This is a genomic window from Brevibacillus ruminantium (assembly GCF_023746555.1).
In the GTDB taxonomy this organism is placed as follows: domain Bacteria; phylum Bacillota; class Bacilli; order Brevibacillales; family Brevibacillaceae; genus Brevibacillus; species Brevibacillus ruminantium.
The window spans coordinates 4,879,816-4,901,218 of record NZ_CP098755.1; the positions used below are offsets into that span (position 1 = coordinate 4,879,816).

Here is a 21,403-nt window from a genome sequence, read left to right on the forward strand (position 1 = left end):
TTTATCCCTCTTTTTAACTACTGGCAAGGGAATGTGCTCCATGTACAACAACCATTGAAACACTACTTTATTTGAAAATAAACGGCATTTGGTGTATGCCATGAAAAGAAGATCATTCTTATGCTTCTTCTTTGTTCAAAAGCAATGCATGCTATACTCTGTTACCCTTTTCAGTGATAATATGGAGGGGATATTAAAACAAAAAGGATATTGTTTCCCCTTTAGAGAAATACTATCCTTTGTTAATTTAAGAGGGAGGGGGACAGATCTTTGGCGATGAGGATAAGCGATATCACTAATACCTTTGACTCAAAGGAAAGTATACTAATCGACTCTTTTGAAAGTTATCTAAGTCAAAGGTCATCAAAAAGGTATCCAGTAATAATTCGTGAAATGGACTGTTGGCAAGGTAGGGCTGATGTGGTGGCTGCTTATTTTAATGATGGGTGGACATTACCTGTAGGTGCCGAAAATATCATGAGTCGACTAGGTCCCGCTCAGTTGCTAGCAGTATTGTATCCCAAACGGAAACAAAAATATCCTGATATTGTCTCATTATCAGGATTATCTGAGTCAACAGTACGTCGAGTCTTGAAGGAACTACTTGAAATAGGACTAATACAAAAATATGAATCAGAGTCATATACATTGCATCCATCAGTTGTGTTACCTAACGTAACATTTCATGCTTATGAGGGAAAACTACACAATTGGAAAAGAGCATTATATCAGGCTATTAACTATTTAGGGTTTGCGCAATATTCCTCCATTGTAATGCCTGAACGATATGTCAAAGCAGCATTAGATAATATAGAGCATTTTAAAATAAACGGGATTGGGATTATTTCAGTAACCAATCAGAAATATAAAGTTTACCTGAAGCCAAGGAAAAACCGACCAAGGAAAAGGGCTTTTCACTTAGTCGGCATCGGAAAAACAATTGCAACTATGAATCAATCAGACATTTGCAGCCCCTCTGAAAAGACGAATAGCGGAGAGCCAAGTATTTAAATGCGATTTCGAAGATGCCCTTTCTAATTGGACTGCGTACCTCTCCAAAAGTGTGTACAATGAACTTGCATGTGAGATGGCCTTCTCCATATTATTCAGGCGTGTAGTAATATCTTTTGTACTTTGGAAAATATCATTAGATGCTTTCTTTATAGCAGACCAATGTTGCTGATGTGATAACGCTCTACTCCAAGCATCCGATGGGTTTGACCCCGCAAGAATGATTCTATCCTCACTAGTGTTAGAAAGCGTATCTCGGAAAATACTTTGTGGAGCGTTTGCAGCAATGGAATCCAACTCAGAGACCAGTATTGAGTTAAGTAGCGGGACTGATGTATATCGCTCCCTTGGTAGCCTCCCACCCGTCGAAGGCAAAATCCTCTGCTGAATAGTGAACTTCCTCGAACTATTGTGCCAACCGGTTCCGATCCCGTATGCGCCTACGCATAAGTAGAGCAACCCAATAATGTCAGCATATCCCACAATTACTTTAAATTCGTTTATCTCTGATAGGGAATAAATGAAATAAAGCAAATTAGAAAGCGCAAGATCTGAGTCAAAGTCCTGATTATAGTCTTTATTATTTCTCGCTACTGTTAGATAAAAACCCTCCATGTCGAAAACAGAAATTTCGTTTAAAAATTCATTAACCCGATCCGTTTCGTTAAGGGCAGATTCAGTAAATATGAGTGATGTCAGTAGTGGCTGAGTATAACCCTTGGAAATCATTACATTATTGGACTCTTCCGCTAAACTCAAACAAATCTGGGTCTGTCTATCACTAAAACTATTTATTAAAAGCGTAGGAGATAAAATATAATGCGCTCCTAAAGACATCTGGAAATCAATTGTATCCTCTGCGTATTTTTGGATATCCCGAATGGACCGAAATGACGGCATTGTCAGATGACCCGGATAATACGCATAATTGGGTAAATTTTTAGTAGTTCCGTCTATATAAGTTGTGTAATAAAACTGAGGGTCCAATAAAACCTCGGATTTCGAGTAATCATCAAATAGTTCTTTTCTAAATGTTCTTAGGTTATCTTCAGTATCATCCCGTGGACTTAATATCACTCCATCAGCCGCACCATTAGAAAGCGCTTGGTGTATTTTTGTTCCCTTTCCATATCCCTGCTGTACAAATAACTTCACTAGATTTCCTCCCTTGCTTGCAATAGTTTATCTATAAGGGATTCACAACTTTTATACCTTAAATGAGGCTCTTTTGCTAAAAGTCGCATTATTACTGTGTTTAGACTATTCGGTAAATCAGTGCGAAATTTATTAGGTGGCTCAACTTGGTTCGAAACAATATTCGCAACTAACTGCATAGAATTAATTCCCCTTGTAAAGAACGGGTGATTACCGGTTAACGATTCATAAAGAACTATACCTAATAAGAAAAGATCGGAACGAAAATCGATTCCTCTCCTCACATTCTTTAACTGTTCTGGTGACATATAGATTGGTGTCCCTACCGTCATGAACGCTGCTGTAAGCGATTCATCAGTTAGATCGAATGCTAAGCCGGTATCGAGCAACACATAACTCCCATTATCACGCCTCATGATATTTTTAGGTTTTACATCTCGATGTACCATTTTAATCTCCCATAAATGCTTAACGGCGGTTGCGATATCAATCCCTAATTGAATTCCTTCTTGAAGTGATATCTGCTTGTCCCGTCTGATTATGGTATGGAGATCATCACCATTTATAAGTTCTTCAGTAAAGTAAAGAAGTTTTTTATTATTGTAATCAACGAATGTCATTCCAATTGGACCCAATTTAACTAAAGTCGGTGTTTCACAACGATCCATAATATCGATTTCCCGTTTCGCCCTTGCCAACACATCTTCCCTAATATCCTCCATAGGAGACACAGTAATCTGTGAGTTCAAACTTAACAAATCTTGTGGGGCTTGTTGATTTTGAATATTTGTTAGATCTAGAAACTTTATTGCAAATTTGTCTTCATTAATCAGGCAGGAAAAAACGGTTTTTTGCCCACCTTTTCCCACAAACTCAATTTCATTACATTCAGGACAAATCTCTTTCACTTCGTCTACTGTTAAGTCTGGTGCTCGCAAGGACCTTCCTCCCCAAAGTAGATATTTCCAATATAGTTCCAGTATACTACTTTTTTCGTCATAATTAACAGTCTTACTGTTTACGCTGAAGCATAATGCCCGAAAGCTGACGGTATTGCCTGTCCAGGGATTGACGAATATAATGTCCGTATCACAGAAAAGGAAAAGGATGCCTCCATATAGCGTGAGCCTGTTCGCGCAAGCTCACTGGAGACATCCCCTCACAAAACGTATGATCATTGTATCAAATTATGAGCTGGATGAGAAGATCCCCGGCGTTTTTTGTTAGGTGTGCAGAAATTGTCCCTAGCCCTTGCTGCATTGCGAGTTTAACGGTAATCGGTAGCCGAGGCCGGAAGATTGTTCATGCTACAGGGGAAAAGAGCGAGTTGGTTATTCGAAGATTGCGTTGTACGGCTTGTCGGAAGATTCATCATGAGTTACCGGATTGCATTGTACCTTACAAGCGTTACGAGTCGGAATGTGTGGAAAATGTCATCACGTCTGAACCGTCAGAAGTAGATGTTGCCGCAGACAACTCCACGTTGTACCGTTGGCGGGCTTGGTTTTGCTCCATGGCCACCTACTTGCTAGGGTGCTTAGAGTCTATCGCCATTCGCTTTCATCTAGATGTTGTGGAGGAATCGTCCACTCCTTCACAAGCTGCACACCATAGATTCGGACGTTATGTCGGTGATGCTGACGGATGGCTAGCTAGAGTTGTCCGGCCTGTTGCAAATTCAAACTTTTGGGTTACATACCCGTTCTGCATTCTTGTCCAAGGCCCTCTGAGATAGACTCGTAAACGAATCTATCAGAGGAAAGGTGTAATGGGATGAAAGATCAAAAGAAAGCAGAGCAAATCGCAGCAGACCGTGTGCAGCTCCTTGCCCCGTTGCTTACGGAAGGGCTCGATCCGGCAAAGGCGAGGGAAATCAAGCAAAGAATTTGCGAGCAAATCGGAATATCGGAGAGAACGCTGCGGCGGTATCTAGCAGCCTACCGGCAAGATGGCTTTGGCGGATTAAAGCCGAAGAGCAAAGGGAAGCAACCCGCAGCCCCCGCCATTCCGTCGGAGGTCTTGGAGCAAGCAATCTTGCTGCGGCGAGAGGTACCAAGTCGTAGTGTCACCCAGATCATTCAGATCCTGGAATGGGAAGGCCGCGTTAAGCCAGGTCAAATCAAACGGAGCACGCTTCAAGAGAAGCTAACGGAACGTGGTTACAGCACAAGACATATGCGAATGTATGCAAACTCTGGTGTAGCGGCTCGCAGGTTCCAACAGCCACACCGCAATCGTCTATGGCACTCGGACTTAAAGTATGGTCCGTACCTGCCCATTGGACCGGATGGAGCGATGAAACAAGTGTTTCTCGTCACCTTCATCGACGATGCGACGAGATTCGTGCTGCATGGCGAATTTTACCCGGTCATGGATAAGACGATCGTCGAAGACTGTTTCCGAAAGGCCATTCAGAAATACGGTGTTCCGGAGGCGGTGTACTTCGACAATGGGAAGCAGTACCGTACCAAATGGATGACACGGACGTGTTCCAAATTGGGTGTGCGACTTCTTTTTGCGAAACCGTACTCGCCAGAATCGACCGGTAAGGTTGAGCGATTCAACCGGGTGGTAGATTCTTTCCTTAGCGAAGCAGCACTTGAAAAGCCTAAGACGATCGACCGACTGAATGAGTTGTTCGAGGTCTGGCTCTCGGAATGCTACCAGAACAAGCCGCATTCGGCATTAGAAAACAAACGAAGCCCTGAAATCGCCTTTCGAAATGACAAGAAGGCGCTTCGGTTTGTGGAACCGGAGGAACTTGCCAATGCATTCCTTCACTGTGAAACCCGCAAAGTCGACAAAACCGGTTGCATTAGCTTCTTGGATCGAAAATATGAAGTGGGGCTTCCTTTCATCGGATGTACCGTGGATGTCGTGTATGACCCGTCAGACACCACCGAGTTGACGATTGAGTATGAAGGCCACGAACCGTGGAAGGTCAAAGAGCTCGTGATCGGTGAACGCGCCGGAAAGCGTCCTCCGTTGCCAGACCATCTTCAGCCTGTTCCAGTAGAATCGTCAAGGCTGCTAAGTGCTGCCGAAGTACAGAGTCATCACCGCCGTTCCGTGCAAGCTCCGGCCGTTAGTTACCGTAGGAAAGGTAAGGTGAATGGCGATGTTTGAGGCATTCTACGAGCTTAGTCGTTCACCGTTCTCCAGAGATGTCCCGCCTAGCGAGCTGTATGAGTCGGTCATTTTGGAAGAGACGCTGGGACGGTTAGAATATGCGGCAGAGAGGCAATGGTTTGCTGTCGTTACCGGAGACTGCGGAACGGGGAAGACGACAACGATTCGGCGGTTTGCGGAAGAACTGGATCCCGCAAAGTTCAAAGTGCTCTATCTGTCAGATTCAAAGCTGACCCCGCGGCATTTCTACAAGGGACTACTGGAACAACTCGGTTGTGAGTCGAAGTTTTATCGCGGGGATGCGAAGCGTCAGTTGCATCGGGAGATTGAGCTCATGCGAGGAATTCATGGATTGCAGCCCGTCGTGGTCGTGGATGAAAGTCATCTTTTGGATCGTGAGATGCTGGAAGAGGTTCGCTTTCTTCTGAATTTTAAGATGGATGCACAAAGCCCAATGGCTCTTATCCTTGTCGGGCAAAGCGAACTCTGGGATCGCATTAACCTACAAGCTTACGCTGCAATTCGTCAACGCATCGATCTGCAATGCAAACTTCCGCATTACGACCGGGCCCAAACAGGAGCTTACATCGAGAGACACATGACCTATGCCGGTGCGGAACGGGACATATTCACCGACGGAGCCATTGATGACATCTATCGCTTTTCTAGTGGAGCAGCTAGGCTAATCAACAAAGTATGCACCCATTGTTTAATCTATGGGGCCCAGAACAAACACCGCATCATCGATGATCATATGGTTAAACGCGTCATTCAGGGAGAATTATCATAATTCCCCCTCTCGTATATCCGGATGCGGTCAGATTAACCGTCAATAGCAGGATAACTTACACCATCAATCTCCGGACATTATGCGTTAGCAATAACAGTCTTACATCCCTACGGATATAATGCTGGCTTTTATTGCGTTAAACACAAATAATAAAAATCAAAAAAACTGATGCTTCAATAGCATCAGTTTTTTAAGCGATTAGAGTATATACATTTCAATGTTATGTATATTGATGGTGGAGGCGGGGCTACACCTGTAAAAAACCTGTCATTTACAACTGTAGCCCGATACGTCAAAAACTAGAAAACAAACACAAGTCCCATGAAAATGGCCTATTTTCATCCCGTCAGCTTTTCTAAACGAGCGCACAATTCATGTTGGCATTGAGTATCATTCGTCATATGAGCAAGCAACGATAGATTTTTCAGCTTTGCGACCTCCCAGGCTCGGTACGCGGGAGTTTACCCTATCTTTTTGAATCCGAGTCAATCTAAAAAACCCTTGAATTTCAAGGGTTTTTCTTGTTCGTATCCGTTCATATCCGTCCCCAATCCTACATCGTCCAGAAGTCATCCTGCTTTACATTGGGATCCACTTTCCGCAGAGCCTCATGAGCTATCACCTCACCCATATCTTGGACAAACATTCAGAAAAGTATACGAGCCGTGTTTAAAAAATGCGTAATATTGGACAATCCCCGCTGCATCCCATAGTACCAAATCCAATTCGTTTGCTGGTTCGCTCGGCGGTTCGTTTTCGATGCGTACCTCGCGAACGACAAAGCGAACAGGAAAATGCGATAGCGGCAACGGCTTCAGTTGATTCAAACAAGTTCGCTTTCGTCACAACTGTTTCTTTCAGAAACAATAGTGAGGTGGTGTGTGATGTGCTGCTTGAAATCGTGTCATCAGCTGTGATGGGAGGTGTGGCTTTGTATGCACATTTGAGGAAATCAGGAATATCGAACGACAGTGAGAAATTAAACAAAATCTTCTCGTTGACCGGATTGAACGTTCGTGACGGTGACAAGACCTATACAGCACAGCTCGTTAAAAAGGTCAATTACCCTTGGGGTACAGAATACCGCTACCGTATACCGCTTGGTCGGAGTTTTGAGGATTACCAAGCGAAGCTCCCCCACATCCAGGACGGACTAAACAACCGCAAGACGATGCTGGTTGTTGGTGATAATACCCGCATCACATTATTTACCCATAAACCGTTTCATGAGATGGAGCGTGAAGAGAAAATACACGCATGTTATCTACATGCAAGTTTAAAATACGTCACAAAAGAATATATGACCAACGCAAGCCTCAGACAACGATTTGGTAAAGAAGACAGGGACATCTCAATAATTTCTAGAGTGATTAGAGACGCTCTTAACGAAGGCAAGATAAAACCATTAGACCCTGATACAGCCCCGAGATATATGAAATATATACCTTTCTGGGCATAACTGACATGGATCTAATACTTGCCTGTAACTTACAATAACCTTGCTTATTCGGTTTTACCTCATCATTTAACTTGCTTGTATGTAGTAAAGCACACTTAGACAGACATAATTTCTCCTCGTATTACCAATTAATTTGAATGCCCTCTCTTAGTTTATTCCGGGGAGGGCTTCACTTTTACAACTTGCTCCCATCCCCATAGAATCATGAGAACAAATATCCTATTACAGAACCAACTGCGCTGATCCGTGAACGGAACTACGGATCGCACCATCCCACCACCCAGCGTAGCATAAAAACAAGGCCCCTACCCGTTCAGGATGGAGGCCATACTTTTGCCTAACGCTCGCTTGCGCCTACGCGCTACACTAGAGCGTATGTAGAGTTTTGGGGATTTATGTATGTTAAGTGTAGTTTTACCTTCATTTTTTTGAACATTAGGACATAGGATAAACCTCATGATTGCGGTCAAACCATATAACGTAAAATACATTTCTTATTCGATACCCGAAAAGCCTTGCCCGCTGTGAAACACGACACTCATAAATTGATACATCAGGGGATATATACTCTGGCAAATCCTTGGAAAAGGTTTTGGGGTCTAATATTTTTATTCCGAGCCCTTTTATTTTTAAGGCATCTTGCCATGTACTATTCCCAAGCTTCTTTAAGGTGTCAACCAGTTGTTTTAATTCAGTCCCCTGCCACTCTTCTAACTGAAAATGATTTGGACAAACATCTTTAAATGAAAGCACTGGAGGCATGTGATCTGTTGATCCAGTGTCCTCCGGTGCAATTACAGCCTTTTCGGAAAGGCGTTTATCACGAATCTTGTTACTAACCGCCCTCACTTTTGGTCTTCTTTTACTCATCCTCAATCATATCCTTATAATAGTTCCTCATAGTGTTTTCATCAATTGGGGTATTACAAGAACGTCCTTCTGGAAGATCTCCTCTAGCCTCAAGCCACGGGTCTTCCTGGTGAGTAAGGTTTTCCAAATAGCGCGCTGAGTACTTTCCATATACATCCCAAATCTCGTCCAGGAATTCACGAATTGGTTTCGGGATTGATTTTATCTCGAAATCCTCCGGATAAGGAATTGGATCCCAGCCATAACCTCGATATTCGTACCACAGACCCGGATTAACTGGTCCATGTGCCCAAGCTTCGAAATGAGCTTCAAACAAAGGTTCATCTTCAATTGCAAGATGCCATGCCTGAGCATAATAGCATATTTTTTGGAGTTTTAGATGCGTAATATTGTCGCCAGAATCTCGATCGACTTTTGTTAAGAAATAGTTCGCTACATCGTTTATTGTAGTCAATTACTATCCCCCTTTCCGCTTAGTTCATGACAGAGGGCATTAAAACATACTTGGTACTGTTTCGAGTTCATTTTATCACAGATTATGAAAATGACATCAGTCAAAAAGCGCGTTATTCGACAAAATTCTACATGTAATCATGTTATGGTTTGTTCTATTATGTCCGTATATCCACTATTTGATCCATCTGGATCCACTGGATTTCCTCGTCGTTCATCAGCTTGATACGTCGTCCCTGCTGATCAATCCATTTTACAATTCCCCACATGCTGCAGGTATTGCCCAGCTCTTCTCTGAACTGTTGCCACCAGATAATGGTGATTGCGTAGTCCAGTTGCAAAGATTCCTGAAGAATGCGGTTGATCTCGGCCTTTTCGTCCTCCTCCAGTTCTGGTTTTTCGACCAGTGTTTTTTCAAAGTAGTAATCGGATAACGCTTGGCCATGTTCCGGCAAAACCCATCGCATTGCAAACAAATCGTCCATCTTGCCCATTATCTCACCTCATACACGAACGTTTGTTTGTATTATATGCGAACAACATGCGAACATGCAAATAAAAATGCCTCGTTAATACGAGGCAAAAGAAAAATTATAATTTCTCTTTGCTATACAGATACTGAGTTCTTACTTCCTTCAAACACTTTCGCTAGCCCTTGAGTTTGCATATCCGTTAAGTAAATAGACATCAATCTCCAGTAAGCTTCCCAAACCGTATCATTAATCTGATAATAACGAACTTTCAGTCCTAATGATTCTGCTTCAGACCAGTTGATTACAGATCCGTGATTCGGGTATTTTTCAATATCCAATAACTGATCCGCGATGTCTCTCGCTTTTTGAGCATCACCTATACACATCGATCTCAATAACCAACGTTCTGCAATGTTCCTTGCATGATCTTCAGCCTGTCTACAAAACTGAATGAAAGCTGCATCAACACTCTGCAATATTGGGAAGTACGTAGGGTTCAAGTTGCCATTATTCTTAATTACCTCAGCTTGAATAGCTTCGAGTCCCTTTAAGAACGCTTTTGCAGGACGATAAGTCATGATCCCTTGCATGTTACGAATTGGTACCTGTGGATCAATTGGCCCTAGTTCAGATGAGTCTCCCATCACAATTTCGTCAGCAAATAAAGAAATCATAGTGCCCGCACTTTTGGCAGTTAGCGGTACTACGACACGAAGATGCTTTATCTTAGGTAACAGTGTGTTTACTAGTTGTTCAGCAGCATTTGGATCTCCGCCCGGTGTATGAAGTAAGAAATCCACTTCACTATCGTCTTCCAAATCATGTATCAATTCACTGAAAGGCAATACATCGTCTCTACTAATAGAACTGTTACTGTGATGAAAATTAGAAACGTAAACAATGATGCGACGACCAGTTAACTTTTCAATGTCTTTGATCCATTCTTGTCGATAGTAACGATTTCTATTGGCTGCAAAATATAACGGTGTTTGTTTAGGGAAATTAAACTCACCGGTTGAAGACAAGATACTTCACCTCAACTAAAATTTGTAATATTGCTTTTGAGTGGATTTTTCATGGGGATTTTGTTGTGGTGACTCTTGGATGCTTTTTTGATAACGAGAATAATCAGTCAAAAATGTTTCATATTTCTGCTCCAACGATTTCCCATTTGCATCAGTTTTGATCTTCTGTTCTTCAATAGACTTTAATAACATATCCAACATTTTATCACCTCAGCGAATTGGATAATGTAACACAGATTTCACTTACTGTCATTTTTTCATTCAACGATACCATACTTGGAATTAACTCTCAATACACCAAGCAAAATTGTAATCAAACTTTTACTGTATTGAACACCTTAATATACCCTAAAAAGATAAAAAACATCCTTCTTTGGACATCTCCAAGAGATTTGTACTTTGGTAAATACATCCAAACATTTACAGTGTGTTCGTGTTTGTTCCCCTATACACAATGGTATAGGTTTGATAAAATAAAGACATAACAAGGACAAGGGGGCGAACCATTATGAAAAACGTAATGACGAGAGCATGGGAAATCGCAAAGCTCGCTGCGAACAAATTCGGTGGAAAAGTTAAGGAATTTTTCGCTCAATCCCTTCGTCTCGCTTGGTACGAGGTCAAATCCATGACTGCCGCAACTGAAAAGGTCATCGTCGAAGCAAACCACGATACAAAACTCATTAATGTGTACGGCGAGCGCAATGGAAAAGTGTTTTTCAAACGTGAAAACCTGAATGTATCTGACTACCGTGAAGCTTATGGGTACCTGGTAGTAGGCAAAGGCATCAGTACCGCTGTATTTTACACCATCGTCAATGACGCTAAACAACTCAACGGCGTTAAAGTCCACTGATAAATAGGTAAATGCCGGCGAGTGTTTGGCGGTCAAGTGTCGGTGGTTGACAATCAACGGTATTAACGGCAGCAGCAGCCTAAAGAGAGGTGTATTGCATGAAGCACGAGTTGATTCCAGGTCAGCGTTTCAATCGGCTAGAGGTTATCCGTGAGGTCGATAAGAAAAACAATCGCCGGCAGGTATTGTGTAAGTGTGATTGCGGAAACGAAAAAGTCGTAAACCTATACAAACTGCTTGACGGACTCACACGATCATGCGGTTGCCTAAACCGAGAGGCGATAGCGAGGTCACGTTTTAAAGATTTGACAAACCACAAATTTGGAAGACTCCGGGTGATAGGTACTGATGGAAACATGCGGCACAACAGAAGCGTGATGTGGGAGTGTGAGTGTGAGTGTGGCGAAATCGTTCCAGTTTCATCGAGAGATCTAACAAGCGGAAATAAAAAGTCATGTGGATGTCTTATCCCTGATCATACATCCACTTTAAAAGAGCATAACGAAAAGCACCATACCGTAGATGGAGTTTTTGTGCCACTCCTTAAACAAAAATTGCAGAAAAACAGTACGACCGGCGCAAAGGGCGTGTCTATTCAACGAAAAAAGGATGGGAGCATTAAATACGTTGCGAACATAACCATCAAAGGTAAGAGGCATTATTTAGGGATATTCGACGAAAAAGAGGATGCTATTGCCGCGAGAGCTGCAGCGGAAGAAAAATATCACAAACCGTATTTGGAGGGCAGCAATGATGGAAACAGCAAAAATTAAGTGGACAGGAACGGGTACATGGGATGGTTGGCGAATCGTTGAGGATACTCTTATAAGTCCATCCGGGCGCAGGTATCTCCCCGTAGACCTCGAACCAAAGGTGTACTCACAGGCTGATCTTGCAAAGGCCCTAGGTGTAACACGTGGCGCAATTGCGGATAGAGTCAGGCGAGGGACTCTGCCGCCCTTTGATGAGGGCAAGACGTGGCGAGCTGAGACAATCAGATATCTTTTCGATAAGTAAAGTTAACAATTTGTTCGCTTGTGTTCCCCTATACAATTACGTGTAGTGATTGTATAATAAAGATAACAGCAAGGGACGACGGTTAAAACAAGCCAAAGGAGCGATGAAAGGTGTCAAACTATGGAACAGTAAATTTTGAGGGCAAAACGTACAAACTCACAGGCGAAGCTGATTTTACGAACCGGTTGTTGGAGGGACGCTACAAAAATTACACAGATGCGAGCGAGGGAGACAAGTACGACGCGGAGTTCTCTGCCCCAGCTGTAGACAACGAAGGCAACGAAGTTACAGTTTACTGGATGTTTGAGTTTGTCAAAGGCGATGAGCCTGAGTTGGACTCGCTGAATTGGAAAGATGTTGCTCGTATTGTATAGGCCATAATAAAAAATGCCCTCCTTCCGGGATAAGCGGTGGAGGGCATTTTCATCAATTGAAGTGATTCGGGTATTGGTCCGTGAGCGAATTGTTTCGTGGTATACCTACCTCATCGCGCAGTGCGTTTGCTGCATAATGAGCTGCTGCCTGTACTTGCTTATCCGAGCTTGCCGTCCAGAGTGCGCCAAGTACCGCTATCACTTTTTCCGCAGCATCTTTATCTACACATTGTTTAACATTATCCACAGTTTTTCTCTCCTTCTCGTAGTAGTCATCTACGTATTTAACCGGATGAATATGGTTCCCATACCCAAAACTCTTTCCGTTTTCTCTCACCTCAAAATGTAGATGCTGCCCTGTTGATTTGCCAGTGCTGCCTTGCTTCCCAATCACTTGCCCTTCTGCTACCTTTTGCCCCACAGTTACGCAAGCCTCTGAAAGATGAGCATACAACTGCAGGTGGTTATATTTATCTTGGATAATTACCGTAATGCCGAATCCACCCACACCCGTTCCTGTCTGCCCCATTTTGGCATGCATCACCGTGCCTGGAATAAATGCTTTGATTTCAGAGTTTGGCGCCTTCACAAGGTCAATGCCGGTGTGGAATTCATTTCCTCCGGTTATGGGGCTTCTCCGTGGACCGTAAGGACTGGTCACGCGATATTCCTGCATGAGAGCGATCATTTCGCAGCACCCTTTCCTTTCAACACTTCCACCGCACGTTTGATAGGCTCCGGGACCATCAGACCGGCCCGGCCTGCATTTTCAATGATGGACAGCAGTTCGTTGGCCAGATAGAAAAAAATTGTCGCGTCCCGTAAAAAGTGTTGGTCCCCAAGTGCAGTGTCGACGAGATGAGCAATGCCAACCATTGCAAAGATCAGCACCTTTCGGGCGATCCCAATCAAACCTACCTTGCTTTTGAGTTTCCCTTCCATACCCGAGGCTATAACTCCGCTTACATAGTCGATGATGTTAAAAGCAAGCAAAATGCCCAGCAACGGGGACCATCCCCCAAATAGATAGGTTACCGCAGCCCCGCCAAATGCGACTACCCATTTATAAGTCATTTCCATGAGATATCTTCCTCTCTTCCCTCTTGGGGCAAAAAATTAGGGAGCCACATAAGCAGCTCCCCATGAAAAAAACGCCCTTCCTACGGAGCGTTACGCCAATGGCTTGCCGTCTGTGCCCAAACCCATAGCCTCCAGGTCAGCTTTAACAGCGTCTTGGAGGTTCAACGGGATTTGTTCAAAGGTGCGGCGGCCATTGACAATCAGGCTTACGCATACAGTTACCATAGTGTGTTCACCTCCTTCCAAGAACAAAAAAATAAGCCATATCCATAGTCGCTGAAGCATTCCGGCTCCCTCCTATGCTGGCTTATTTTCCTGTGATCATTTCGTATAGTTCTAAAATTGCCTCTTGGGCGTCCAGGTTTGATTTCTTTAATTCAGCATTTTCCTTTTCTAATCGATCAATTCTTTCCTGGTCTGGATTGATAATATCTGCATACTCGTACCACAGTTCGCTCGTTTCCGGATTGATGTACAGATCAGCACGTTTTCCCGGTACTCGCTCAGGCTCTGGGAGAGAATCAACAAGTACCCCAGCAGCAATCAAATCTTCAGGAAGTTCTGAGGGAAAATCGTGAATCAAAACAACTCTTGCTTTTGTATCGCTTTCCTTTCTATATCCGAGATACATTCTTAACACCCTTTCTTAAAGTATTTTGTAAGAAAATTTCACTCGACGTAACCCTTTAGCAGGGAGTGAGTAGAAAGTTGAGTCTGAAAGCACACCCTTCAAAGGGGCCGTCGAATCGCGGTACAAGCCGAATAGATACAAATCAGAAAGTCTTAGCTTAAATCCATAACTTCCAACTGCAGCATATACGGCATCTTTTATGACCCGCAGACGCGGCATCCTCCCTGCCCTAGAGTCGTCGCTAGTCGGAATTTCTTGTCTATTTTTTATAACAGGATCGGAAGACCCAGAAACATCAACTCTAATGACATACACGAAACTACTACCGATCGGAGAACTAACAGAGAGTAGACATTTTGCGTCTAAGGGATCAGGAATTACAGATCGGAGCGATATATTGCTATTTACCCAAACTAGGCTACCATTTGATGTAAGTTTATAGACAGCGCCACCTTGGTGCGAATATATATGAGACTCAAAGAAAATGATCCCATAGTAACTGATAGAATATGCAGTTCCTATTTCATGTCTCCAAACCATACTCCCAGTCGGAGATAGTTTTGCTATGATCTCTTTTGAATTATAAGTTCCTCCTACATAGATATCACCCGACTTATCGACTGTACCTTGACCAATCGAGAAAGGATAAGAAAATGAAAATACAATCTCTGTTTGAGCCCCTGTTGTCCGGTTGATTTTAAGGCACTTTGTTTCTCCAAACACATAATAAAAACCATCTTGCCCAATACATGTAGATGTTACTACGAAGTTAAGCGGAACTGTCCAAACAACTGATCCATCATTAGGACTAAATTTTTTTGTCCATTTTTGGCTATAGGTCATGTAGAAGGAATTGTCATCGTCAACCTCAGGGAACACAGTTGTGCTCCCCGTATCGAGACCGTTTACTTCCCACATAGTCTCTATGCTTTCTTTCAGGTCTTTTGGCAATGCTACACTTTTTCCAGCCAGCCCATGCGCTGCAAGAACATCCATTACATTCATCGTGATCCCCTCCTTTCTAAGTCACGCTGATAATATTGCCATCGGCATCATAAGCAATGGTCCACGTTACTGTTTCTACTACGGATGTCCCAGCAGCATTGTAGATGCTCCAAGTGTCTGTTCGGTAATTGCCGTTGCTATCCGGATTGCTCAGAACAGACTTTAAAAAGAGAGTATTGTCTTTTTTTCTGCGCCATTCTGCTGTGACAAATTTCCCGTTTGAGTCCAAGCCACTCCTTGAAAATCGTAGTCGAACAGTTAAACCGGCGTCTATCTTGACATCGCCTGTAAAGGTATCACCAGACTTTTTAGCATACAAGGAATCAGCCGTGGTCTGATTAATTGCCCCACTCTGTATCCCTGCTAGCTTTGAAAAATCTGAAGGACTCATAAAACCCGCTGTTGTTTGCGTGGCATTCGGGTGTGTGTGGTTCTTAGCCGCAGCTCCAACTTGATCCGCTGTCACCTTGTGAGGATTGGAGTAATTCTTGGTATGATCTTCAAACTCCTCATGAGTTACAAAACCGCTTGGCGAAATAACTGCCGTTACCTCACTGGCACTTCCGACTGCAATATTGACCTGAAACTCACGAGAAAATGGACCTGCTGAAATCGGTGGGATGTTGTCCCCTTTTGTTCCCGCATTTGTATACCCATACAAGATTTCTCCTAGATCAGGATCTTCGGCATATATTCCGAGTTCGCAAGAATAAACTGCCTGTTTGACATTTGTGTTTTCAAAGAGACCCTTGACATGTGCTGTACTACCAGTACGACTAATTCCAAAGATAGTGACCCAGTCAATCGGCTGAACAAGATCTGTCAGAACTGCCGGGTCGCCATTATACGATCCGGAGCCAATTCGCATTCGTGTATAAGTGATGGCGGTGCCTGACTGCGCTTTTGCATAAAGATTTTTCCCCAACTCTGTGATTGTCATTTTAGGGTAAATCGCCAATTCATTTCCCCTCCTTATAATGCCTCTGAAGAAATCGTGATTCGGTCGCAACCACTTACAATAACTCCGAGATAGTCCTTTCTATTAGCCTCTGACATCCACCACTCTTGCGGCATCTCAGATTCAATTGTGATTGTGTCTCTGCCACTCACCAGCATTCCAACATAATCCATTCGGTCTATTTCCGATTCCCAGGCGATGTTGATACGTACACCTGATGGTTTAGGGATGATGTAGCCCAGTGTGACAAGCAAAACGCTGTGTAGACCCAGATCCCCCCGGATTTTGGCTTTCATCGTCATGTCTTGGTTATCGAACAGCCTCAACCTTGCGCTCGGGAAGAGATCATCCCACAGTTTATAAATCTGAGGTATAGTCCCATCCCATTGGTTCTGCGCGATTTTTGCCTTGAGAGCGATACGGTAATTGTCATCGTCCAGCACCGGGGATGACCCGTCAGCCAATTGAAAAGGCAGGTACCTTGACCTGCCTACTAAATCGCCCACTGTATCAAGTTGTACCCCGACCGCTTTGTTGACATCAAAAGCTTCGGGTATTCTGCTGACGACCGTTACCGCTGCGTCCCCTCTTTCTAGGACTACAGTAAGCCAACTCATGAATTTGTCTTTATTACAGTGCTGGGAAGTGATCAAATCGAGATATTGTTGTATCATCTACTCACCCCACAACATTCACGGTGACGTTTTCTTTAGAGCCACGCGCCGCCTCGTCAAATGCAAGGGGTATATCTGCGGTTGATTGCTTTTCACCTTGTCTTGCTGCTGTTAGTCCGACAATTGAAAAAGAGGGACTCGTCAGAACCCGGTTTGCTTGCAGCGCGGCACCCCATAGGCTTGATATGACCAAACTCGTGTTCCCGAACGCAAGGCTGTTAATATAATCAGCAACGTAGCTGGCGATATCATCGGCTGTTTGAGTCGTAAATCCACTCAATCGCTTAACCTGCACGACAGCGGAAATATCCACATAGGCCGGACGGAAAAACCGAATTGGAGTAGGCTCGCCGTAGATATCGGTGACGTCCCTTGTTGTGGTCCCGTTTGTGTAGCAGCCCGGCGTTTTGTGCTTCGCGATTGTCTCGGCTATTTCCTGATCATCTCCGCCCTCCACAACGGCTGTGATCGAGTGGGGCGGGTGTCCCAGTTCATTTACCTCACCCGTATCATTTTCGTATACCTCGTGCCTTGTAACGCCACTGACTGCTGCGATTGCTCCTTTGATTCCCTCCAACACCGTACGGCTTGGATTGGCTGTACTGATCGCTTGACGGGCACGGAGCTGAGGATCTTGTTCTGTGTTTCTGCCAGCCAGTGCTGGTTCATGATTTGTTACGCTTGTCCAGCCCAACGTCGGGGTGACAATGCCGGTAATCGTGCCGGCTTCCGCTTGAATCGGTCCCGGCACCTGGCAGGTTGCCGTTGTTTCGTACGTCCCATCGACTCCAATTGTGACGGATGCTGGCAAAGACCAGTTGTTTCCGGCTTTATCAGAGACAATCCCATTTTGGATGAGTGTCCCGGGGGTGCCGGTTAGCCAGACAGGAGCTTTGGAGTACGTGTCCTGCAGCCGCTTGATCCCGTTTACACCGACGACTACATCCAGACCGGTACCAATTGCTGTTGCGGGCCCCCGGCTGTTGTAGACAGCCTGACAGGTGAGATAGGAGTCATAGAGCATACTGGCAAAGGCCGAGATAAACTGGTAGTCTTGGCTATCGTTGCCCAGGTAGATGTCTTGTCCAAATATCTGCTTTGCTTTGCTGATTAACTCGTCCCGGATGTCATTGTAACTGGGCATATGATATCCGGTTTCATCGATATAAGGTGCGAAATAAGCCATTCTATTCCCACCTTCCAAAATTCATTGTTATGGGAATTGTTTCGTCAAAGTCGGTCTCCACATTACATTGAAATGAGTAGGTCCGGTTATCATAGGAGCTGCGGAAGTCTGTAATTTGGGATACATGCGGTGTTTCGATGATCCTAGCTTGTACCAAAAGATCAACTTGCTTCAGGTTGTCAGGATGGCCCATTGTACTCAAGATGTTTTGGAAGAGAGGTAAACCATCGTCCAACTGCTCCCACCACTCTTCCATGAGCAATTTAAGGCGCGTGTAGATCGCTTGCCCTACGGCAGCAGCTTTGGTCAAAAACGGCCTGCCCATGCTGTAGTCACCGCCGACCATCTCTCTGTACCTCATGTGTCCACCTTCCCTCCCCCATGGATCCATTCGTCATATCTCTCGCGGGTTGTCATGTTTACACCGTTAACCCGTACCGCAGGCGCTACAAGATCAATTGCGCCTGGTTTGATGCGAATGAATTCATTCCTGTCCTCACTACGCAGCTCGACGTGCTTGGTAGAGTAGTCTTTCAGCTTTTTCGGCTGCGACCACAGACCTGGAATCGCGATGGCGTCGGACAGATCATGCCGGCGCTTTTCGATTTGGTTTTGAATATCTCCCAAGGAAAACCAAGCGTCAATGCACATGTCAGAGAATACGATCAGGCACTCATCGCCCTCTTTAATTGGGAAAGTGAGTACATAGCCGCCTCCCCGCGGGAAGACGACAGGGACATCCAAAAGAGGATCAATTTCCATCCACTTATAGTCCATATTCTCCTGCCTTACATGCTCACGCAGCGCTATCTGTACCTCTGCCGTCTGTGTCTCTGGATCAAATTTTTTAATGATTCCCGGAACACTCACCCGGAGAGTATTGAAAATCTTGTCGGCAACGATATTGAATAGTTCAGTGTCGTTGTTGTTGATGCGTTCGTATATAGAGACGCCCACATTATCCCTCCATTCACGCTACCAAGGATTCACGGTTGTAGAAACCATTAAGCCCGGAATAATTCCTCCAGCTTGTGACACGCACTCACATTCTGTATACCAGTTGTCTCCACGAGTATCACCGATATGCCGCATGCCAACGATCAGGTAAATACCGGATGCATCCAACCCACGCGGAACTTGTCCGAACTGAAATGTCTGTGCCTGGATCAAACTGTTATTAATTCGAACGAGTGAGTTGATTTTTAGACGTGGGTTAAGGAGACATTTGAAATTTACTCCAAAATCTGTCTGCATCGGCGTCTCGATCAACCCGGATTCTGGCGCTAAATCGACGATCTCGTTCGGAGGGTAATCTTTGGCGGTGATAACGTTTACTTTCCCGTCTTCCAAATAAAATGTTGCTGCATTTGACTGAGCAAGTTGACGTAAATAGTCTTTTGCCGCGCCAAAAAAAACTTTTCCGCGTGTAAGTTGCGCGGCCTGCAGGTTGTTCGATATAGTCCCAAGTTGTGATGGGATTCGGGCTCGAGAAGCTACTTCCCCGATTTGAGTACGAGCAGTTTGGCCTTTGGACACGGAAAAGGCGACAAATCCCGAATTCATGAATCTGTCGCCATCCAGTGAATTTATCGTTAGTTTGTACGTTACACCGTCATCTTTTCCGCGAATGGGCTGTACTACATCCCCACGGAAAATCAGTCCGTACTGCTCTCCCTCATAGCCTGCCTCAACAATGATGGAATCTCCTTCGTTTATGACTTGATTTTCTGTTTCGGTATTGAGGTTGTAGACGGTTACTGTCGAAAAATTCGGCTGCGGTATCAGTGTTTTGCGAATATCAAATGTACATCGCAAGTCGGATACATCTAAAGCTGTTCCTTTTGAATTTGCCACAAAGACACGATATCGGCGCCCATACAAAACGTTTCCATTCCTCTGACTGTTGGCAACTACCCCGTAATTGGTTGAGGGTAGTTCTATGTCACTGATTAACCCGGACGATTGGCTTCCGCCGCCACCCCCACCTGTTGAGTCTCTGACAGAGGGATAGGGTGCAGCCGAAGCTCCCGCACCTCCCCCTGCATACTTTTGATATATCTTTAAACGGCGTTGATAATCCCAGTCCGGAATTTTTTTTCCGACATATATCAAAGAGAACTCCCGGAAGTTTTGTTTAGATGCACGCCATGTCTTGCCGATTACTCGTACAGCTACAGCAGTTGCGAATTGATCATTGTTAAGAACAAGTTTCGTCTGCTCTTGTAATGTGGATGGCCAATTAAGCCGAAACCGATTTGCTGCCCAAATGAAATCATCGTTGTGCCAGCGAGGTTGCACTTGACCAGGGCCAAGAGATTTTCCTTGGTCACCTGTTTTATTAGTAAAATTTGTTTCCGCTTCAATGGTAGCCAAAACAATATTTACATCTACTCCCTGCATTTGCGCCTCATATATTGCAAGGCTTTTAATGTCCGACACATCAACCCCTCCATTCGGAACAGGCGAAAAGAAAAGCGCCCCTAAAAGGAGCGCCTTCACCAAGCCTATACAGTTTATCATTGTTTTGCGATTCCCACGTCAGTGTGATCTTTACCGTCGTATACCCTTAAATTTACATTTTGCTCTGAAGTAGTTGGGAATACATAAAATACCGCGTTTAGTCGAACTTCGTTATTTGGTGGGAGTTTGAAATTTCCAAGTACATTCCCTTTTGCGCTGTCCATAATGTATTCAGGTTCAATAGCTAGCACTTCCAATTCTTTTCCTTCAGGAATGCTTTTAGGAACCAACGCAAAATTTTCTTTGCTGATTTCTAATGTTTGGTCACTATTGTTCGTGATAGAAAATGGAACAACCCAAATTTTAACTTCTTTAACTCCATAATCGTGAGTGACTTTAACTAGACCGTCGCTTCTAGTAGGTGTATTAGTTTCTGCATACAACCTATATGTGAATCCATAATCAATAAGATTTGGACTCAATTTAAGAATTACTTGCTTGTTACTTTTCATGTAATCTAAGATGTCATTGTCTGTTTTAATGATACCTTTGGACCGCAAATACTTCACTAATTCATCGAGAGTTTTTATGTTATCGGGTATTTGCACTTGATTTTGATAATTGGAGACAGGACTGGTTGCTACAGGTGATGCCGCACTTACTGCCCCTACAAACATCATAACAACAGTAAGAAACGTCAAATAAGAAACGACCCATTTACACCTCATAATCTCACCACCAAGTTTTTAATTGCCAGAGTCATAATACCACAGGTGAAATATATTTTTTGTCGAAAT

General features: G+C 44.0%; 28 protein-coding genes and 1 pseudogene. 9 read left to right on the forward strand and 20 right to left on the reverse strand.

Annotated elements, in window-relative coordinates; all coding sequences use genetic code 11:
- Window positions 1-270: 270 nt before the first annotated feature.
- Window positions 271-1,011: a helix-turn-helix domain-containing protein gene (locus tag NDK47_RS23910; protein ID WP_251872238.1), complete on the forward strand. Its 741-nt coding sequence runs from the start codon at window positions 271-273 to the stop codon at window positions 1,009-1,011.
- Here the strand turns inward: NDK47_RS23910 and NDK47_RS23915 are convergent.
- A complete protein-coding gene (locus NDK47_RS23915) occupies window positions 958-2,166 on the reverse strand; it encodes a hypothetical protein (RefSeq protein ID WP_251872239.1) in 1,209 nt (402 codons plus the stop codon). The two genes, NDK47_RS23910 and NDK47_RS23915, sit on opposite strands and share 54 nt — an antisense overlap.
- Entirely contained in the window at window positions 2,166-3,104 is a 939-nt protein-coding gene (locus NDK47_RS23920) for a serine/threonine protein kinase (protein ID WP_251872240.1), read from the reverse strand. The genes NDK47_RS23915 and NDK47_RS23920 overlap by 1 nt, the downstream gene beginning before the upstream one ends.
- 260 nt (window positions 3,105-3,364) lie before the next feature.
- Between NDK47_RS23920 and NDK47_RS23925 the strand changes: the two genes are divergently transcribed.
- From NDK47_RS23925 to NDK47_RS23935, 3 genes are read left to right on the forward strand one after another with little or no spacing between them, the layout of a single operon-like run.
- Complete coding sequence (locus tag NDK47_RS23925) at window positions 3,365-3,901, forward strand: DUF6431 domain-containing protein (protein WP_230193409.1); 537 nt, start codon at window positions 3,365-3,367, stop codon at window positions 3,899-3,901.
- A gap of 38 nt (window positions 3,902-3,939) precedes the next feature.
- Window positions 3,940-5,292, forward strand: coding sequence for a DDE-type integrase/transposase/recombinase (locus NDK47_RS23930; RefSeq protein WP_216541446.1), 1,353 nt, complete (start codon window positions 3,940-3,942; stop codon window positions 5,290-5,292).
- Entirely contained in the window at window positions 5,285-6,085 is an 801-nt protein-coding gene (locus tag NDK47_RS23935; protein WP_216541447.1) for an ExeA family protein, read from the forward strand. Before NDK47_RS23930 ends, NDK47_RS23935 begins: the two co-directional genes overlap by 8 nt.
- Before the next feature lie 338 nt (window positions 6,086-6,423).
- On the opposite strand, the pseudogene NDK47_RS27935 reads toward NDK47_RS23935, so the two are convergent.
- Window positions 6,424-6,540, reverse strand: a pseudogene (locus NDK47_RS27935) (DUF7667 family protein); the annotation flags it as partial.
- Between the two features lie 221 nt (window positions 6,541-6,761).
- Here NDK47_RS27935 and NDK47_RS23940 point away from each other — a divergent pair.
- Window positions 6,762-7,544, forward strand: coding sequence for a hypothetical protein (locus NDK47_RS23940; protein WP_251872241.1), 783 nt, complete (start codon window positions 6,762-6,764; stop codon window positions 7,542-7,544).
- 435 nt (window positions 7,545-7,979) lie between these two features.
- On the opposite strand, the gene NDK47_RS23945 is transcribed toward NDK47_RS23940, so the two are convergent.
- The 5 genes from NDK47_RS23945 to NDK47_RS23965 form a co-directional block, all read right to left on the reverse strand.
- Window positions 7,980-8,414, reverse strand: a complete 435-nt coding sequence (locus tag NDK47_RS23945) for an MAG6450 family protein (protein ID WP_251872242.1) — start codon at window positions 8,412-8,414, stop codon at window positions 7,980-7,982.
- Complete coding sequence (locus NDK47_RS23950; RefSeq protein ID WP_251872243.1) at window positions 8,407-8,868, reverse strand: Panacea domain-containing protein; 462 nt, start codon at window positions 8,866-8,868, stop codon at window positions 8,407-8,409. Before NDK47_RS23950 ends, NDK47_RS23945 begins: the two co-directional genes overlap by 8 nt.
- 157 nt (window positions 8,869-9,025) lie before the next feature.
- Window positions 9,026-9,361 carry a YolD-like family protein gene (locus tag NDK47_RS23955; RefSeq protein ID WP_251872244.1) on the reverse strand — a complete coding sequence of 112 codons (336 nt, stop codon included), beginning with the start codon at window positions 9,359-9,361 and terminating at the stop codon, window positions 9,026-9,028.
- A 113-nt stretch (window positions 9,362-9,474) separates the two neighbouring features.
- Window positions 9,475-10,365: an SDH family Clp fold serine proteinase gene (locus NDK47_RS23960; protein WP_251872245.1), complete on the reverse strand. Its 891-nt coding sequence runs from the start codon at window positions 10,363-10,365 to the stop codon at window positions 9,475-9,477.
- A gap of 15 nt (window positions 10,366-10,380) precedes the next feature.
- Window positions 10,381-10,563 carry a hypothetical protein gene (locus tag NDK47_RS23965; protein WP_251872246.1) on the reverse strand — a complete coding sequence of 61 codons (183 nt, stop codon included), beginning with the start codon at window positions 10,561-10,563 and terminating at the stop codon, window positions 10,381-10,383.
- Window positions 10,564-10,873: 310 nt separating this feature from the next.
- Here NDK47_RS23965 and NDK47_RS23970 point away from each other — a divergent pair, with 310 nt between their 5' ends.
- From NDK47_RS23970 to NDK47_RS23980, 4 genes are all read left to right on the forward strand, one after another.
- Window positions 10,874-11,221: a hypothetical protein gene (locus tag NDK47_RS23970; RefSeq protein WP_251872247.1), complete on the forward strand. Its 348-nt coding sequence runs from the start codon at window positions 10,874-10,876 to the stop codon at window positions 11,219-11,221.
- A gap of 98 nt (window positions 11,222-11,319) precedes the next feature.
- The gene (locus NDK47_RS23975) at window positions 11,320-11,994 is read left to right on the forward strand and encodes a hypothetical protein (RefSeq protein ID WP_251872248.1); all 675 of its coding nucleotides are present in this window, start codon (window positions 11,320-11,322) and stop codon (window positions 11,992-11,994) included.
- Complete coding sequence (locus NDK47_RS27895) at window positions 11,975-12,238, forward strand: DUF3653 domain-containing protein (protein ID WP_407653464.1); 264 nt, start codon at window positions 11,975-11,977, stop codon at window positions 12,236-12,238. The genes NDK47_RS23975 and NDK47_RS27895 overlap by 20 nt, the downstream gene beginning before the upstream one ends.
- Before the next feature lie 110 nt (window positions 12,239-12,348).
- Window positions 12,349-12,612 (forward strand): hypothetical protein, encoded by a 264-nt coding sequence (locus NDK47_RS23980; protein ID WP_251872249.1) that lies wholly within the window; start codon window positions 12,349-12,351, stop codon window positions 12,610-12,612.
- 52 nt (window positions 12,613-12,664) lie between these two features.
- On the opposite strand, the gene NDK47_RS23985 is transcribed toward NDK47_RS23980, so the two are convergent.
- The 12 genes from NDK47_RS23985 to NDK47_RS24040 all read right to left on the reverse strand — a co-directional run bounded on the left by NDK47_RS23985 (window position 12,665) and on the right by NDK47_RS24040 (window position 21,334).
- On the reverse strand, window positions 12,665-13,300 hold the full coding sequence (locus NDK47_RS23985) for a M23 family metallopeptidase (RefSeq protein WP_251872250.1): 636 nt from the start codon (window positions 13,298-13,300) through the stop codon (window positions 12,665-12,667).
- Window positions 13,297-13,692: a phage holin family protein gene (locus tag NDK47_RS23990; RefSeq protein WP_251872251.1), complete on the reverse strand. Its 396-nt coding sequence runs from the start codon at window positions 13,690-13,692 to the stop codon at window positions 13,297-13,299. Before NDK47_RS23990 ends, NDK47_RS23985 begins: the two co-directional genes overlap by 4 nt.
- 90 nt (window positions 13,693-13,782) lie before the next feature.
- Entirely contained in the window at window positions 13,783-13,917 is a 135-nt protein-coding gene (locus NDK47_RS23995; RefSeq protein WP_251872252.1) for a CD1375 family protein, read from the reverse strand.
- An 82-nt stretch (window positions 13,918-13,999) separates the two neighbouring features.
- Window positions 14,000-14,323, reverse strand: a complete 324-nt coding sequence (locus tag NDK47_RS24000; protein ID WP_251872253.1) for a hypothetical protein — start codon at window positions 14,321-14,323, stop codon at window positions 14,000-14,002.
- Between the two features lie 15 nt (window positions 14,324-14,338).
- Complete coding sequence (locus NDK47_RS24005; protein ID WP_251872254.1) at window positions 14,339-15,328, reverse strand: PQQ-binding-like beta-propeller repeat protein; 990 nt, start codon at window positions 15,326-15,328, stop codon at window positions 14,339-14,341.
- A 16-nt stretch (window positions 15,329-15,344) separates the two neighbouring features.
- The gene (locus tag NDK47_RS24010; RefSeq protein WP_251872255.1) at window positions 15,345-16,286 is read right to left on the reverse strand and encodes a hypothetical protein; all 942 of its coding nucleotides are present in this window, start codon (window positions 16,284-16,286) and stop codon (window positions 15,345-15,347) included.
- A gap of 14 nt (window positions 16,287-16,300) precedes the next feature.
- Window positions 16,301-16,960: a baseplate wedge 1 family protein gene (locus NDK47_RS24015; RefSeq protein WP_251872256.1), complete on the reverse strand. Its 660-nt coding sequence runs from the start codon at window positions 16,958-16,960 to the stop codon at window positions 16,301-16,303.
- A 4-nt stretch (window positions 16,961-16,964) separates the two neighbouring features.
- Entirely contained in the window at window positions 16,965-18,146 is a 1,182-nt protein-coding gene (locus NDK47_RS24020; protein ID WP_251872257.1) for a baseplate J/gp47 family protein, read from the reverse strand.
- 1 nt (window position 18,147) lies between these two features.
- Complete coding sequence (locus NDK47_RS24025) at window positions 18,148-18,507, reverse strand: contractile injection system sheath initiator (protein WP_251872258.1); 360 nt, start codon at window positions 18,505-18,507, stop codon at window positions 18,148-18,150.
- Window positions 18,504-19,103 carry a Gp138 family membrane-puncturing spike protein gene (locus NDK47_RS24030; RefSeq protein ID WP_251872259.1) on the reverse strand — a complete coding sequence of 200 codons (600 nt, stop codon included), beginning with the start codon at window positions 19,101-19,103 and terminating at the stop codon, window positions 18,504-18,506. The genes NDK47_RS24025 and NDK47_RS24030 overlap by 4 nt, the downstream gene beginning before the upstream one ends.
- Window positions 19,104-19,121: 18 nt before the next feature.
- Window positions 19,122-20,585: a phage protein gene (locus NDK47_RS24035; RefSeq protein ID WP_251872260.1), complete on the reverse strand. Its 1,464-nt coding sequence runs from the start codon at window positions 20,583-20,585 to the stop codon at window positions 19,122-19,124.
- 77 nt (window positions 20,586-20,662) lie between these two features.
- A complete protein-coding gene (locus NDK47_RS24040; protein WP_251872261.1) occupies window positions 20,663-21,334 on the reverse strand; it encodes a hypothetical protein in 672 nt (223 codons plus the stop codon).
- Window positions 21,335-21,403 lie beyond the last annotated feature (69 nt).